The following is a 15,334-nucleotide window of genomic DNA, read 5'->3' on the forward strand; positions in this document are numbered from 1 at the left end:
GCTTAGGTCCGGACAAGCGTCGAGAGCGACCAACGCTTCCGTTGAGGGCGCTCCTAAACTTTCCGAACGCGCATTTTTATTGGCGGGATCATGTGTATCAACATTCCTATCGCTCTACTCAGGTTAATTGACGGTCGCTCGCACCTAAATTATCTTTCTCGATCTGACACGATCAGGTGGAAGAGGCCGAAAGTCTAAGCCTGACCGATGCCCAATGTGAGGATGTTCGGTGATTGAAAAAGGCTTTTCATCCGCTTTCAAAGCCGCCCTCGCTGGTTTAGTTCTCCTGCTTGGCTCCAGTGCGGTTGGACAGCAATCACCAGCCGAGCTTTACGGGGATCTTTTTCGTCGAACCCAGACGGAGCATTTATTCCCCGACGGAAAGACCTTTGTCGATGCCGTACCCCGGCGCGCTTCGACGGCAATAATGGCCGATTATGGCCGACAGGCACCCAAAGACAAAGCCGCGCTGCGTGCCTTTGTCCTCGCGAACTTCATAGTGCCGGGCGTCAACGATCATCAAGCAAGCGACCTGCGCGAACATGTCCGTGCGCTGTGGCCGATGCTGATTCGTCAGCCAGTCGTGCCGAGCCCTGGCAGTTCCGCTTTGGCTATGCCCGAGCCGTTCGTGGTGCCCGGCGGACGCTTCCGGGAGATGTACTATTGGGATAGCTATTTCACGATGCTGGGTTTGGCCGTCGATGGCCAGCAGCCGCTGATCGAGTCGATGATCGCCGATTTCGTCGCAGTGATCGATCAATACGGCCACATTCCCAATGGTATGCGGACTTATTATCTCAGCCGTTCGCAACCGCCCTTTTTTGCATTGATGCTCGATCTGTCGAAGGATCAGGATTCAGCGCGTGCGGCACAGCGGCTGGCGGCGCTTCGCAAGGAACATGCTTACTGGATGAGAGGTGCATCTTGCGTCGATGCCGCTGGTGCCTGTGAGCGGGTGGTGCGGATGCCCGACGGAACGTTGCTCAATCGCTATTGGGACGACAAGGACACGCCGCGCGACGAATCCTATGCCGAAGACGTGGCGTCTGCCGCCAAAGCGGGAGGTTCGCCCGCACAGACATACCGCCATCTGCGCGCAGGGGCGGAGAGCGGCTGGGACTTCAGCGCGCGGTGGCTTGCCGATCCGGAGGTGCTGGCGTCGATCCGCACGACGGACGTCGTGCCTATCGATCTGAACAGCCTGATACTCGCGATGGAGGACCGTATCGCGGCCCGCTGCCGCGCGGCAAATGACCTGCCTTGCGTGAAGCAATACTCGACCCTGGCGACGCGGCGGAAAGCGGCGATCAATCGGTATCTCTGGTTGGCGCGTGAACGGCGCTACGCCGACTGGGATCGTATTGCCAAACGGCCGACTGCGGTGATTTCGGCGGCCACGCTATATCCGCTGTTCGTCCGCGCATCCTCGCCGGCCCAAGCGAAAGCGGTTGCCGCGACTGTCCACAAGACTTTGCTGGCAAGCGGAGGTTTAAGGACGACGTCCATCCGCACGGGGCAGCAGTGGGACAGTCCGAACGGGTGGGCGCCGCTGCAATGGGTCGCGATCGAGGGTCTGTCGCGCAACGGCGAGGATGCGCTCGCGCATGACATCGCGCGACGGTGGATGGGCACCGTCACCGCCGCCTATTCCGAGACAGGCAAGATGCTGGAGAAATATGACGTCGAGGAGCGGCGACCGGGCGGCGGCGGCGAATATCCGCTCCAGGACGGCTTCGGCTGGACCAACGGCGTCGCCAGCGCGATCCTTGAGCGCTATCCCGATCTGGCGAGTAGCGCCCAGGTCACACATTAGGATCGCGCGATCCGACGCGACCTCAGAAGCTGTAGGCGGCGCTGAACCGGAACGAGCGGCCCAGGATCGGCCGCGCAAGGATCGGGCCGCTGCCCTGCGATCCGATGATGCGCGGATTGCCCTCGGTCAGGCCAATTTCATTCGTGAGGTTGTTGGCTGTCGCCTGCAGCTTGATGCGCTTGTCGATGTCCACCGAAATGCCGGCATCCAGCTGATAATAGCGCGGCAGCAGTTGGTTGTTCTCAGGATCCGAGAAACGGTCGCCGGTGTATTGCAGAGTCGCAAATACAGATGGCGTGAGGCTGCCGATCTCCATCTCATATGCGGGCGTCACACGCCACATCCACTTGGGCTGGCGCTGGACGCGGTTGCCGGTGTTGTCGATCGTGCCGTTCCCGGTGAAGAAGCCTCGGTAGGTGGCGTCGAGATAAGTGCCTGCCGCCGTGATGCTTAAACCGTCGAATGGCCGGAGTGCGCCCTCCAGTTCCACGCCGGTTGCTTTCGCTCCGCCAATCGCACTGGTGGGCACGTTGTTGATGATCTGCGTGGTAGCCAGACCATCGAACTTGTTGTGGAACACGGTCGCGTAGAGGTTGACCATCGACATCGAGACCTTGAGGCCGCCCTCATAGGTGTCGACCTTCGACACCACGGTCAGACCTTCGCGGAGGTTGTCGAACTGTGGAAAGCTGTGGCCTCGGCTGTAGCGCGCGAACACTCCGATCTGATCGGTGATGTCGTAATTGGCGCCCGCGGTCCACGACCATTTGGAGTCGCGGTAGGTGAGCGCACGGCTGGGTGCAAGGATGGTGGTGGCGTTGTCGTAGAGCGTCGCGGCATTGCCATCCTGGTCAAATGTCGCGTTAGAAGTGGCGACATTTGCGTCCACTTCATGCCGCTGCCAGCGGATGCCGCCGTCTACGCGCAACTGATCGGTGATCTGGAGCTCGTCCACGCCGTAGAGTGCGTAATCTCGGCCCTTGTAGAAGGTGTCGACCTGGAAGCCGTTGCCGGACGTAAAGCCGTCACGGGTCGCGATCCGGCCATCGCCCAGCACAAGATTGAGCCGCCGCGCATTTTCTTCCGCTGCGAGCAGCACCTCATTACCAAGCGCCCAGTTGTCCCGCGTGGTGTATTCGGCGTAGTAAAAACCCCCTGTCAGCTTGTTTCCGCCGGTGGTCACTTCCAGTGCGAGGTCATTGACGAATGAGTCGATGTCCTTGCGCACTTCCCAGATTCCTGCACGCATCACTTGCTGCGTGGGCGAAACCGCACCACCGCCCGAGGCGAAAGTGAGGCTACCGACCGTCGAGCCGATACCGCCAAGCGTCACGGCCATCGCCGACGCAGATGTGGGGGCTTCGGTTGGGACCAACCCGACTGTGTCGGCACTGCCCCATAGATAGCTCATGCGCTCTCTCACGCGCAGATTATCGACCAGTTCATAATCGAAGTTGAGGCCGATGTTCCCGACATTTGCGCCGCGGCCATCAGCCAGATCAACAATGCGGCCGCTGTTGTTGGTAACACGCCGGGTGTCCCGGCCCGGCAGCGCACCCGTCCCGGCATCGAAGCCGGGATACTCGCTGATCCTGCGCCCATTCTGGATGATCGGGATCGGCAGGAGCCACTGGCCATGATCGTTCAGGTAGCGGCCGTAGAACAGGACAGACCCGCGGTTCCCGAAATCGTGGCGCAGGCTAGCTGTGATCTGCCCGCCCTTTTCGGCGCGGAACTGCGGGTCGCGAATGCCATTGCCCCGCGCATAATAGCCGCCGACCATGAAGCGCGTATCTTCGCTGATCGGGCCGGAGATCCACGCGTCGCCACGCACTTCGTCATAATCGGTGTAAGAGACTTTGCCGAGGCCGTGCAAGACGTCGCCGCCCTCGCGCGGAACCACGTTGACGGTCAGGCCGGGCTGACCGCTGGAGAACAGCGAACCCGTCCCGCCGCGAACGGCCTCGACACGCTCCACTGTCTCGTCCAGGCGGATGAGCTGTGAGTTTTCGAGGAACGACAGAGTGGATGGCGGGAAAATAGGAACGCCGCCCAGTTGGAAAGTCACGAACTGCGCGTCACCGGCTGAGGGATAGCCGCGCACGAAGATGTTCGCGCCGTTCTGCCCGCCCGAGCTTTCTGCGCTGACGCCGGGAACCGTGCGCAGGATGTCGGCAGTGCTGTTTGGCGCGGCCCGAGCGATCGCCTCGCTCCCGAGCGTGGTTACGGCAAAGGACGCGTCCTGCCTGCGCGTGCCGCCACCCGCCGTGCCAACGACGATGATGTCCTCGCCATCCTGCTCCGCCGCCGCTGCTTGCGGCGCGGCGTCAGTGGCCGTTTGAGCATATCCTGCGGAAGCGCTCAGAAGGAGGGCAACAGGTGCCGCTCCCTGAAGCAGGCGAGTTCTTTTTCCAAAAGAATTGAGCATGATACCTCCTGTCGGACCGGCGTTCTTCGGAGCCGTGTGATTAAGTGCAAACTAAAGGCGCCGCACTATACCGGCAAGGGTCGGCGGTCGTTCTTCCAGCGAACTGATGCATTCGAGTCACAGTGAGTTTGGTAACACCGTCGATGAGGTTCGGGATTTTGTTGCCCGCCTTTAGAGCCGCTTCACAGATCGAGGGCGGCATCGGAGTATTGCGCGGGCCGAAGGGGGCGCTTAGGCTGAATGCTCCCGACCCGCCAGCGCGGAGGCAGCATGATTACGCCCAGGCAATTGCAGGATAGTGCGGCGGTGGCGGATCATTATGATGAGCTTGACCCGATTTATCGACAATTGTGGGGCGAGCATGTCCATCATGGCCTGTGGCGGACGGGGCGGGAGGACAGCGGGCACGCTGTCGAGGCGCTGAGCGATCTGGTCGCCGACAAATTGCGATTCAGTGCAGGGGATCATCTGGTCGATATAGGCTGCGGCTATGGAGCGACGGCGCGGCGGTTCGCCACACGCGGTGCTAGAGTTACCGGCTTCACGCTTTCCACTGAGCAGCTTACCTATGCGCCGCCCACCCAGAATGTCACGCTGATCCGGCAGGACTGGCTTGAGAACGGGATGGAGACGGGGAGTGCTCGGGGTGCCTACTCTATCGAGAGTTCCGAGCACATGACCGACAAACCCGCCTTCTTCCGGCAGGCGCGGCGCGTGCTGGAGATGGACAGGCGGCTTGTAGTGTGCGCGTGGCTCGCCTCCGAAACGCCCAAGGCATGGGAAGTGCGGCATCTGCTGGAGCCGATTTGCTACGAAGGGCGGCTTCCTTCGATGGGCAGCGAAAGCGAATATCGCGCGATGGCGCTGGCGAGCGGCTTTGTGTGCGAGGACTTCGAGGATTTGAGCACATCGGTGCCGAGGACATGGTCGATCTGCCTCGGGAGATTGCTCCGGGGCTTGGTACGGGACGAGGCGCTCCGCCGTCAGGTGCTCCGCTCACGCAACCGGCTGTTCGCGCTCAGCGTGCCGCGATTGATGCTCGCTTACCGCACCGGCGCGATGCGCTATGGCATATTCACCTTCGTCGCGCGGTGAGCGCTTGGAGTTTGGGGTGAATCTGCCCGCGTTATGGCCTCGCTCCTTATCTGCACCTGCATTAAAGTGGATCGGTAGCGATGTAGGACAGCGCGACCTCTCAGCCGAACTGATGACAAGCGGGCAGTTCTCAGTCGCCGCCCCTTGCTCCATGTTCGATCGACGCTAAGGAAGGTCCAGTATCCGGAGGATCATCATGAAGACCCGTGCAGCCGTTGCTTTTGAAGCGAAGAAGCCGTTGGAAATTGTTGAACTCGACCTTGAGGGTCCCAAGGCCGGCGAGGTTCTGGTCGAGATCATGGCGACGGGCATCTGCCACACCGATGCCTATACGCTGGACGGGTTAGACAGCGAAGGCATCTTCCCGAGCATATTGGGCCATGAAGGCGCAGGGATTGTGCGCGAGATCGGCGCCGGCGTCACCAGTGTAAAGCCCGGCGATCATGTGATCCCGCTTTACACGCCTGAATGCCGCCAGTGTAAGTCATGCCTGTCGGGGAAGACAAACCTGTGCACCGCCATCCGCGCGACGCAGGGTAAGGGCCTGATGCCGGACGGCACCACGCGCTTTTCCTACAAGGGCGAGCCGATCTTTCACTACATGGGCTGCTCGACCTTCTCGAACTTCACGGTGCTGCCCGAGATCGCCGTCGCGAAAATTCGCGAGGACGCGCCGTTCAAGACGAGCTGCTATGTGGGCTGCGGTGTAACGACCGGCGTCGGCGCCGTGGTGAACACGGCCAAGGTGCAGGTAGGCGACAACGTCATCATCTTCGGGCTGGGCGGCATCGGCCTCAACGTGCTGCAAGGCGCGAAGATGGCGGGCGCGAACATGATAATCGGCGTCGACATCAATCCGGATCGTGAGGAGTGGGGCCGCAAATTCGGCATGACGCACTTCGTCAATCCCAAAGAGATCGAGGGTGACATCGTCGCGCATCTGGTCGCCCTGACCGATGGCGGCGCGGATTACACGTTCGACTGCACCGGCAACACGACCGTGATGCGGCAGGCGCTGGAAGCCTGCCATCGCGGCTGGGGCACCAGCATCATCATCGGCGTCGCCGAAGCGGGCAAGGAAATCAGCACGCGACCGTTTCAGCTTGTAACGGGCCGCAACTGGCGTGGAACGGCGTTCGGCGGGGCCAAGGGCCGCACCGATGTGCCCAAAATCGTCGACTGGTACATGAACGGCAAAATCCAGATCGACCCGATGATTACGCATGTCCTGACGCTCGACGACATCAACAAGGGCTTCGACTTGATGCACGCCGGCGAAAGCATCCGCTCTGTCGTGGTGTATTGATCCAGAACATGCCTATCGAGACGCTTTCCCTCAATCGCGCGCACGGCGGCGCGCAGGGTGTGTACCGGCACATCTCATCGGCAACAGGTACGGACATGGTGTTCTCCGTATTCGTGCCGGACGCCGCGAAGGAACGGCCCTTGCCGGTGGTCTGGTATTTGTCGGGTCTCACCTGCACACAGGCTAACGTGACGGAGAAAGGCGAGTTTCGCCGGGCGTGCGCCGAACTCGGCCTGATCTTCGTTGCGCCCGATACCTCGCCACGGGGCGAAGATGTACCCGATGATCCGGCGGGGGCGTATGACTTCGGGCTGGGCGCGGGATTCTATGTCGATGCGACACAGGAGCCTTTCGCCAGGCATTACCGGATGTGGACCTACATCACCGAAGAACTGCCGGAACTGATCGCGGCGGAATTTCCGGCGGACATGACGCGCCAGTCGATCATGGGTCACAGCATGGGCGGCCACGGTGCATTGACGATCGGGCTGACCTATGCGGACCGCTATAAGGCCGTGTCGGCCTTCGCCCCGATCGTCGCGCCGAGCCAGGTTCCTTGGGGGCGCAAGGCGTTAGGGGGCTATCTGGGCGCGCAGGAGAACTGGGCGGCGCATGACGCGGTGGCGCTGGTGCAAGCGGGTGCGCGCCGGACCGACCTGTTGATCGATCAGGGAGAGGCGGATCAGTTCCTTGAGGAACAGTTGAAGCCGCAACTGCTGCTTAATGCGTGCAAGCAGGCGGGCATCGAGATCACGCTGCGGATGCATCCCGGTTATGACCATAGCTACTACTTCATCTCGACGTTCATGGAAGATCACTTGCGCTGGCACGCCGTCCGGCTGGGTATCTGATAAGCCCGCAGACGCTGGCAGGAACAGAAACGGCCATGTTCCGTTTTTGATAATGCAGGAGAAGCTTGGATCAGGCGATTTTTATGAAGGATATGTCCGGGCCTCACATGAAGCGGGGCGAGAAATTCGCTGCGGTGTTCGTCCTGCTCGGCGCACTCATAACGTTGGGCTATGCCTTTGGTGAATCCTGGATCGGGTGAGCGACGCGGTAGTATCTGCCATGCGGCTGAAAATGACCAACCCTCCGAGAACATTAACATAAGTAACTGAAACACGGAAAGGTTCAGCGCATCTCTCGCCGTTGGAGCCCCGCATGAAGCCGGGGTATATAAGGGAGGCGGTGCTGGCCGCAGCGCGCAGACGGACGTGGCTTTGGGCTGGAGTGCTCCTCCTGCTCGCCCTGGGCATAGTATTCGCGATCGTGCGCCTGGCGGGGCATGACTCTCTGCCTTCAGAAAGCGTCACGACCACGCCTTATGCAGGGAGCACCGGCGCAATAACGGCGCGCTCCATAGGCGATGGCGACGACGGCCAATGGACGATGGCCGCCAAGAATTACGCCAGCACGCGCTTCTCGTCCGCGCGAGAAATCGACACCCGCAATGTGCGCCGCCTGCACGTCGCATTCACTTTCTCGACAGGTATCGTGAAAGGGCATGAGGCCGCGCCACTGGTCATCGGCGGCATGATGTATATCGTGACGCCGTTCCCGAACTATGTCTACGCGCTTGACCTCACGCAGCCGGGCGCGCCAGTGAAATGGACGTTCAAACCCAAGCCGCTGTCCGCCGCGCAGGGCGTCGCCTGTTGCGATGTGGTGAACCGGGGCGCGGCCTATGCGGACAACCGCATCTTCTTCAACACGCTCGACAACCGGACGATCGCGCTCGACGCCACGACCGGCCGGATGCTGTGGGAGACGAAGCTTGGCGACATAAACCGGGGCGAGACCATGACGATGGCGCCGCTGGTCGCAGGCGGCAAGGTGCTGGTCGGCAATGCCGGAGGCGAGATGGGCGTGCGCGGCTGGTTCGCGGCGCTTGATGCCGCAACGGGCCGAATTGCGTGGAAAGCCTTTGCGACCGGACCCGATCGTGATGTGCTGATCGGGCCTGCGTACAAGCCCTTCTACGCGATGGACCGGGGCCGTGATCTGGGCGTCACAAGCTGGCCTCCGGATGCCTGGAAAATGGGCGGCGGGGCGGCGTGGGGATGGGTCAGCTACGATCCGCAACTGCGCCTTGTCTATTATGGCACCGGCAACCCGGGGCCATGGAATCCCGAGCAGCGTCCCGGCGACAACAAGTTCGCAACCGGCGTGTTCGCGCGCAATATCGATGATGGGCAGGCGCGCTGGTTCTATCAAAGCTCGCCGCATGACTTGTTCGACCATGACGGGATAAACGAACAGATCCTCCTCGACATGCCGGTCAAGGGGCGGATGCGCGGTGTCATGGCGCGGCCTGAACGCAACGGATATTTCTACATCATGGACCGCGCGACAGGCGAAGTGCTGTCGGCCAAGGCGTTCGGACCCGTCACAGCCTACAAAGGTGTCGATCTCAAGACCGGGCGGCTTGCTCCCAATCCCGCGATGGAACCGAAGGAAGGGCGCGTGGTACGCGGCATCTGCCCCTCGGCACCGGGCATGAAGGACTGGAACCCCGCGGCGTTCAGTCCGCTGACGGGCCTCGTCTACATCCCGCACAACAATCTGTGCATGGATTGGGGCTCCTACGAAGCGAACTACATCGCTGGCACGCCCTATATCGGCGCGGACGTCAAATATTATGCCGGGCCGGGCGGCCACCGCGGCGTGCTCACGGCTTGGGACCCGGTGCACCAGCGGCCCGTCTGGCGGATCAAGGAGGACCTGCCGCTGTGGAGCGGTGCGCTGACTACGGGTGGTGGGTTGCTCTTCTACGGGACCATGGACGGCTGGTTCAAGGCGGTGGACCAACGGTCGGGCAAGCTGCTCTGGCGGTTCAAGACAGGATCGGGAATCATCGGCCAGCCGATCAGCTATCGCGGGCCGGACGGGCATCAATATATTGCGATACTCTCAGGCGTGGGCGGCTGGCCTGGCTCGATCGTCAGCAATGCGCTCGATGCGCGCGATCCGACGGCGGGGAACGGATGGGGTTCGGCTGTCGGCGACTTACCGCAGAAGACGACGGCGGGAGGGATGCTGTATGTATTCGCGCTCCCGCATTAGGGTCGTCATGATCGCGTCTCTCGTATCGCTGAGTGCATGCGACCGGGAGGAGCGTGAAAGCCGGGGGCGTCCGCTGGCAGAAGCCGCGGCGGGCGGACCGTTGGTCAGCACATTGCGGGCGGGCGAACCGCCGCATCCACGGCCCGATCCGCGCGCTGCCGAATATGAGAACAACGCCTATGCCGTCAGTCAGGGGCAGAAGCTGTTCCAGGCGATGAACTGCTCGGGATGCCATGCGCATGGCGGCGGCGGCATGGGTCCGGCGCTGATGGATGACCAGTGGCGATACGGCGGCAATATGGAGCAGATCGTCGCGACGCTCGATCAGGGCCGCCCCAACGGAATGCTCTCATGGCGCGGACGGTTGACCGCGCAGCAGATGTGGCAGCTTGCGGCCTATGTCCGCTCGCTTTCCGCGCAGCAGCGTCAGGATGTGCTGCCGGGCCGCGCCGACGAGCCAAGCAATACCGAGCCGCAAACGCTTCGGAGCCGCGAGGAGATGCACTCTTCTTCGCCCGCAGGCGTTCAGGGCACCGCCCAATGAGCGACCGGTCGTGAGCGCGTGGCTGAACGGCATCCAGTCCGCGACCAGCGGGGCGGGGCTGCACGACCAGCAATTCAATGGCCTGTTCCTGCTGTTCCTGGGCATCACCGGTTTCTTCTACCTGATCGTCATCGTGGCGTTGATCGCTGCAATCATTCTTCGCCGCCGTCGGACCGGGAGCGAACCACTGGCGCGTGCGGCGCTGTTCGGCTGGGTCGGCGCGGTGGTGGTGGGGCTGGCTGTGCTGAGCGCCGCGAGTTTCCTAGTCGACCGGCGAGTAGACGCGGCGACCATGGGGAGGCCGCCGCTGAAGATTGAGCTGGTGGCGAACCAATGGTGGTGGGACGTGCGCTATCACGGCGCCTCGCCATCCGATGAAGTGCATACCGCCAATGAATTGCATCTGCCGGTAGGCGTGCCCGCACTGGTGACGCTCAAATCCAATGATGTGATCCACAGTTTCTGGGTGCCGCCGCTTGCGGGGAAGCAGGATCTGGTGCCAGGACGCACGAACGACATCCTGCTGCTTCCCAGGCGCACAGGGCTGTTCCGCGGCCAGTGCGCGGAGTTTTGCGGTACGCAGCATGCGCGGATGGCGCTGGACGTGACGGTGGAATCCTTGCCGGATTTCAGACGATGGCAGCGCGCGCAGCGGGCGCCGGCCTTCGCGCCCCGGACGGCGCTTGCGCAAGGCGGCTATGCCTATGTAACGCAGCGCGAGTGCGCCAATTGCCACAATATCACTGGGACGCCTGCGTCCGGGCGCTTCGGGCCGGACCTGACGCATCTCGCCAGCCGCCGCTCGATCGGCGCAGGCACTTATCCGATGACGCGGGGGCATCTTTATGCCTGGGTGGCTGATCCGCAGGGTGCGAAGCCGGGCAACAACATGCCCTATATCGGCTTCGAGGCGCAGGATCTGCACGCCGTCGTCGCCTATCTCCAGAGCCTGAAATGAGCGATGTGGCCCGCGATGGCGAAGCCCTGCAAGGCGCAGAGCTTGAGGCGAGGCTGCATCGTACATGGTCGCGCGCGCCCGGATTATGGGGCTGGCTCACCACCGTCGATCACAAGGATATTGGTCGCCGGTACATCTACACCGCGATGACTCTGCTTATTCTGGGTGGAGCGCTGGCGGCCGCGATGCGCCTGCAACTCGCGACGCCCGAAAGCGGCCTCATCAGCGCAGCGCGCTACAACCAGATATTCACGATGCACGGCACGACGATGATGTTCCTGTTCGCCGTGCCGGTGATGGAGGCCGTGGCGATCTACATCATCCCCTTAATGGTCGGCACGCGTAATATCGCCTTCCCCCGGCTCAATGCATTCAGCTACTGGACCTATCTGTTCGGCGCGCTGCTGCTGTGGGTGGCATTCGCGCTCAATGTCGGTCCCGATGCCGGATGGTTCATGTACGTGCCCCTGTCCGGGCCGGAATTTACACCCGGCAAGCGCACCGACATCTGGGCGCAGATGATTACCTTCACCGAAGTCGCGGCCATTGCCGTCGCCGTCGAGTTGATCGTCACCATCCTCAAATTCCGCGCGCCGGGCATGACGATCGCGCGTATGCCGCTGTACGTGTGGTCGATCCTCGTCACGTCGATCATGGTGGTGCTCTCGCTGCCCGCCGTCGCGCTCGCGTCCGGTATGTTGCTGGCGGACCGGCTGATCGGCACGCAATTCTACAATCCGTTCGAGCATGGCGACGCGCTGCTGTGGCAGCACCTGTTCTGGTTCTTCGCGCATCCCGAAGTCTACATCATCTTCCTACCCGCCATGGGTTTCGTCAGCCAGATCGTCGAGACATTCACGCAGCGTCCGGTATTCGCTTATGCCGCACTCGTCCTCGCCACCGTCGCCATCGGGCTGCTGAGCTTCGGCGTATGGGTGCATCATATGTTCGCGACCGGCTTGCCGCGTCTGGGCTACGACTTTTACACGGCGGCGAGCATGGCGGTGGCAGTGCCGTCGGCTATCCAGATATTTTGCTGGATCGCAACGATGTGGCTCGGACGCCCGCGCTTCGCGGTGCCGTTGCTCTATGTCGTTGCGTTCATCGTCACTTTCGTGATCGGCGGGCTGACCGGCGTCATGGTCGCCAGCGTGCCGCTCGACCTGCAACTGCACGACAGCTATTTCGTGGTGGCGCATCTGCATTATGTGCTGATCGGCGGTGGTGTGTTCCCATTGCTAGGGGCGCTGACCTACTGGTTCCCTAAACTCACCGGGCGACTATTGTCGGAGGGTCTCGGCAAAGCAGCGTTCTGGTGCGTGTTCCTGGGCTTCAACGCGGCCTTCTTCCCGATGCACATAACGGGAATGCTGGGGATGCCGCGCCGCGTCTATACTTATCCCACCGGCATGGGGTGGGACGCGCTCAACATGATGTCCTCGCTGATGACCGGCGTGATCGTGATCGGCGGCATATTGTTCGTGACCAATGTCGTGCTGGCGCTCCGGCGTCCGCCCGATGCGGGTCCGAACCCGTGGAACGCGCCGGGCCTCGAATGGGCGGCGGACTCTCCGCCAGCGCCCTACAATTTCGAGCATATCCCTGTGGTGAGCAGCCATACTCCGCTTTGGGAGGAGGGGCCGCTCAACGTCATGACTGGCCTGCGTGTCGATGATCGCGAGCAAGTCGTCACGACCGCGATCGAGGCGCAGCCCGACATTCGCTACCCCTCGCCCGAACCGACGCTGTGGCCGTTGCTCTCGGCAGTCGCGCTGGCGGCGTTGTTCATCGGGTCGATCTTCACCCCTTGGGCGGTTGTGATCGGCGCGGTGCCGTTGGCCGTCGGCTTCACCGTCTGGTTCTGGCCCAAGAACGCGCCAGATGGCGAGCCGGTGATCGAATGAGCGCGCCTGTCCGCTTCGTCGGCGACCTCGCTCATTTGCCGACACATGCCTTCGGGCCGCGCAGCATCACCTGGTGGGGAATATTGGGCTTCATGGTGGTGGAGGGCATGGTCTTCGCGCTCGCCATCGCCGCCTATTTCTTCATCATGGACAAGGAGCAAAGCTGGCCGCCCATCCCGATCTCCCCGCCTGACCTGCGGGCGGGGACGCTGTTCACCGTGCTGATCCTGCTAACAGAGCTTCCTAATCGCGTCATCAAGAACGCGGCGGAGCGCTATGATATCTCCACGGTGCGCTTTGGCCTTGTGCTGATGAGCATCATAACCTTGCCGCTGCTGGTGCTGCGCGGTTTCGAGTTCGCATCGCTCGGCGTCTATTGGACCGACAACGCCTATGGTTCGGTGATCTGGATGCTCCTGTTCCTGCACGCGACGCACCTCCTCACCGACTATGGCGATACGCTGGTGCTGACAGTGCTGATGTTCACGGTGCACGGCAAGGAGAGCAATCGCTTCGTCGATGTCAGCGAGAATTCGCTCTACTGGCGGTTTGTGTGGCTCTCGTGGTTGCCGATCTACGTCCTTTTGTACTGGATACCACGATGGCTACCCTGATGCGGCAGATCATGCCATGGTCCGGCGTCATCGGCGCGGGCGCGGGATGGTATGTGAGCCAGCAGGCCGCTGCGAACCTCGTCTTTGCGGACTGCGGATCGGGGCAGTGGTGGAGTGTCACGCTGATCGGCCTCCTGGGCCTCGCGCTGGTGATCGGTGGCGGACTGCTGTCATACCGAAGCTGGCGGCGCGAGACACAGGGGAGCGATACGCAATGCTTCATCGGGCTGCTGGGCCTGATGGTGGCAGGGGTGCTGGGTTTCCCCGTCCTGATGCAGACCATTGCCGGGTTCATGGTGCCGGGGTGCCTATCATGAGGCGGCTCGCCATCGGCGCGGCAATGCTTGGATTGCCTGCCGCCGCTGCCGCGCATGAAGGACATGCACATGCGCCGATCGGCTGGACGTTCGACGCGACAATCACGGTGCCGCTGCTTCTGTCGATCGGGCTGTATGTTGTCGGTTTCGTACGACTGTGGCCACGCGCGCAGCGAGGCCATGCGCGGATGCTGCGCGAGGGGCTGGCGTTTGGATCTGGATGGCTGGTCCTTACAGCGGCGCTCGTTTCACCGCTGCATCAGGCGGGGGAGCGGTCCTTCACGATGCACATGATCGAGCATGAGGTCATCATGCTGATCGCGACATTGCTGCTGGCCGTCTCCCGCGGCGGTCCGGTGTTGCTGTGGGGCCTGCCGGTTCGTCCACGGCGCGGCGTAGCGCGGATCATCCAGGCGCCAGCGTTTTCCAAGGGGTGGCGCGCAATTTCGGGCCTCTGGCCCGCCACGATCCTTCAGGCGACGGCGCTTTGGCTGTGGCACGCGCCCTTGCTGTTCGATCTCGCGCTGCGAAGCGAGGGCTGGCACGTGGCGCAACATTTGAGTTTCATCCTGACGTCGCTGCTATTCTGGTGGGCCGTGGCCCAGGGGGAGCGGCACGGGCACGAGGGATTGGCCGCCCTGTGCCTGTTCGTCACCGCGACCGTGGGCATGGCATTGGGCGCACTGATGGCGCTCTCGCTCAGTCCCTGGTACGCGGGCTACGCAGCCATGGGTCTCACGCCTTACGGCCTGACGCCCGAACAGGACCAGCAGCTTGCCGGCCTCATCATGTGGATACCCGGCGGCGTCGTGCATATGGGCGCGACGTTGGTCTTGCTCTATCGATGGATCAATCGTGCGGAGATGAGCCATGCTCTCGCGGCGCGATAGCCGGGTGCTGCTCGGCGGAATCGCAGTGGCGCTGGTCGCCGCCGCGGGCCTTATCGGGTTCGAATATGTTTATGAGCAAGGCGATCTGCGCGATCGGGCGGAGGCGATCACCGGGGGTGACGCGGCGCGCGGCAAGCAACTGCTGTCAAGCTATGGCTGCGGCGGTTGCCACAACATTCCGGGGGTGGCGCAGGCACAAGGCATGGTCGGCCCGCCGCTCGACACGATCGGCGCGCGCGGCTTCATCGCAGGGCGACTGGAGAATACGCCCGCCAACATGGAGCGCTGGATCGAGAATCCGCAAGAGATGTCCCCTGGGACCGCGATGCCCAATCTGGGGGTGGGGCACAGGGACGCGCGCGACATGACTGCCTATCTCTACACGCGCTCATGAAATGG

13 protein-coding genes are annotated in these 15,334 nt (G+C 62.4%); 12 read left to right on the top strand and 1 reads right to left on the bottom strand.

All coding sequences use genetic code 11. From position 1 onward, the window contains the following. The first annotated feature begins 229 nt into the window (after positions 1 to 229). A complete protein-coding gene (gene treF, locus C1T17_RS02000) occupies positions 230 to 1,813 on the top strand; it encodes an alpha,alpha-trehalase TreF (protein WP_223262748.1) in 1,584 nt (527 codons plus the stop codon). Positions 1,814 to 1,835: 22 nt separating this feature from the next. Here treF and C1T17_RS02005 read toward each other — a convergent pair whose 3' ends face one another. Then, positions 1,836 to 4,241, bottom strand: coding sequence for a TonB-dependent receptor (locus C1T17_RS02005; RefSeq protein ID WP_104951977.1), 2,406 nt, complete (start codon positions 4,239 to 4,241; stop codon positions 1,836 to 1,838). A 270-nt stretch (positions 4,242 to 4,511) separates the two neighbouring features. Here C1T17_RS02005 and C1T17_RS02010 point away from each other — a divergent pair, with 270 nt between their 5' ends. The 11 genes from C1T17_RS02010 (at position 4,512) to C1T17_RS02055 (ending at position 15,329) form a co-directional block, all read left to right on the top strand. Continuing rightward, positions 4,512 to 5,336 (top strand): SAM-dependent methyltransferase, encoded by an 825-nt coding sequence (locus C1T17_RS02010; protein ID WP_104954947.1) that lies wholly within the window; start codon positions 4,512 to 4,514, stop codon positions 5,334 to 5,336. A gap of 196 nt (positions 5,337 to 5,532) precedes the next feature. Continuing rightward, positions 5,533 to 6,642 (top strand): S-(hydroxymethyl)glutathione dehydrogenase/class III alcohol dehydrogenase, encoded by a 1,110-nt coding sequence (locus tag C1T17_RS02015; RefSeq protein ID WP_104951978.1) that lies wholly within the window; start codon positions 5,533 to 5,535, stop codon positions 6,640 to 6,642. An 8-nt stretch (positions 6,643 to 6,650) separates the two neighbouring features. Beyond that, on the top strand, positions 6,651 to 7,493 hold the full coding sequence (fghA, locus tag C1T17_RS02020) for an S-formylglutathione hydrolase (protein ID WP_104954948.1): 843 nt from the start codon (positions 6,651 to 6,653) through the stop codon (positions 7,491 to 7,493). A 313-nt stretch (positions 7,494 to 7,806) separates the two neighbouring features. Then, a complete protein-coding gene (locus C1T17_RS02025; protein ID WP_104951979.1) occupies positions 7,807 to 9,708 on the top strand; it encodes a PQQ-dependent dehydrogenase, methanol/ethanol family in 1,902 nt (633 codons plus the stop codon). A 7-nt stretch (positions 9,709 to 9,715) separates the two neighbouring features. After that, a complete protein-coding gene (locus C1T17_RS02030) occupies positions 9,716 to 10,252 on the top strand; it encodes a c-type cytochrome (RefSeq protein ID WP_189338459.1) in 537 nt (178 codons plus the stop codon). A gap of 10 nt (positions 10,253 to 10,262) precedes the next feature. Further along, positions 10,263 to 11,210, top strand: coding sequence for a c-type cytochrome (locus tag C1T17_RS02035; RefSeq protein ID WP_104951981.1), 948 nt, complete (start codon positions 10,263 to 10,265; stop codon positions 11,208 to 11,210). Beyond that, on the top strand, positions 11,207 to 13,114 hold the full coding sequence (gene ctaD, locus C1T17_RS02040; protein WP_104951982.1) for a cytochrome c oxidase subunit I: 1,908 nt from the start codon (positions 11,207 to 11,209) through the stop codon (positions 13,112 to 13,114). The genes C1T17_RS02035 and ctaD overlap by 4 nt, the downstream gene beginning before the upstream one ends. Beyond that, positions 13,111 to 13,728 carry a cytochrome c oxidase subunit 3 gene (locus C1T17_RS02045; protein WP_104951983.1) on the top strand — a complete coding sequence of 206 codons (618 nt, stop codon included), beginning with the start codon at positions 13,111 to 13,113 and terminating at the stop codon, positions 13,726 to 13,728. The genes ctaD and C1T17_RS02045 overlap by 4 nt, the downstream gene beginning before the upstream one ends. Next, on the top strand, positions 13,716 to 14,045 hold the full coding sequence (locus C1T17_RS21145) for a hypothetical protein (RefSeq protein ID WP_189338460.1): 330 nt from the start codon (positions 13,716 to 13,718) through the stop codon (positions 14,043 to 14,045). Before C1T17_RS02045 ends, C1T17_RS21145 begins: the two co-directional genes overlap by 13 nt. Continuing rightward, complete coding sequence (locus C1T17_RS02050) at positions 14,042 to 14,935, top strand: cytochrome c oxidase assembly protein (protein WP_189338461.1); 894 nt, start codon at positions 14,042 to 14,044, stop codon at positions 14,933 to 14,935. Before C1T17_RS21145 ends, C1T17_RS02050 begins: the two co-directional genes overlap by 4 nt. Next, the gene (locus tag C1T17_RS02055; RefSeq protein ID WP_104951985.1) at positions 14,916 to 15,329 is read left to right on the top strand and encodes a c-type cytochrome; all 414 of its coding nucleotides are present in this window, start codon (positions 14,916 to 14,918) and stop codon (positions 15,327 to 15,329) included. Before C1T17_RS02050 ends, C1T17_RS02055 begins: the two co-directional genes overlap by 20 nt. Positions 15,330 to 15,334: the final 5 nt, after the last annotated feature.

It is taken from the genome of Sphingobium sp. SCG-1 (assembly GCF_002953135.1).
GTDB lineage: Bacteria > Pseudomonadota > Alphaproteobacteria > Sphingomonadales > Sphingomonadaceae > Sphingobium.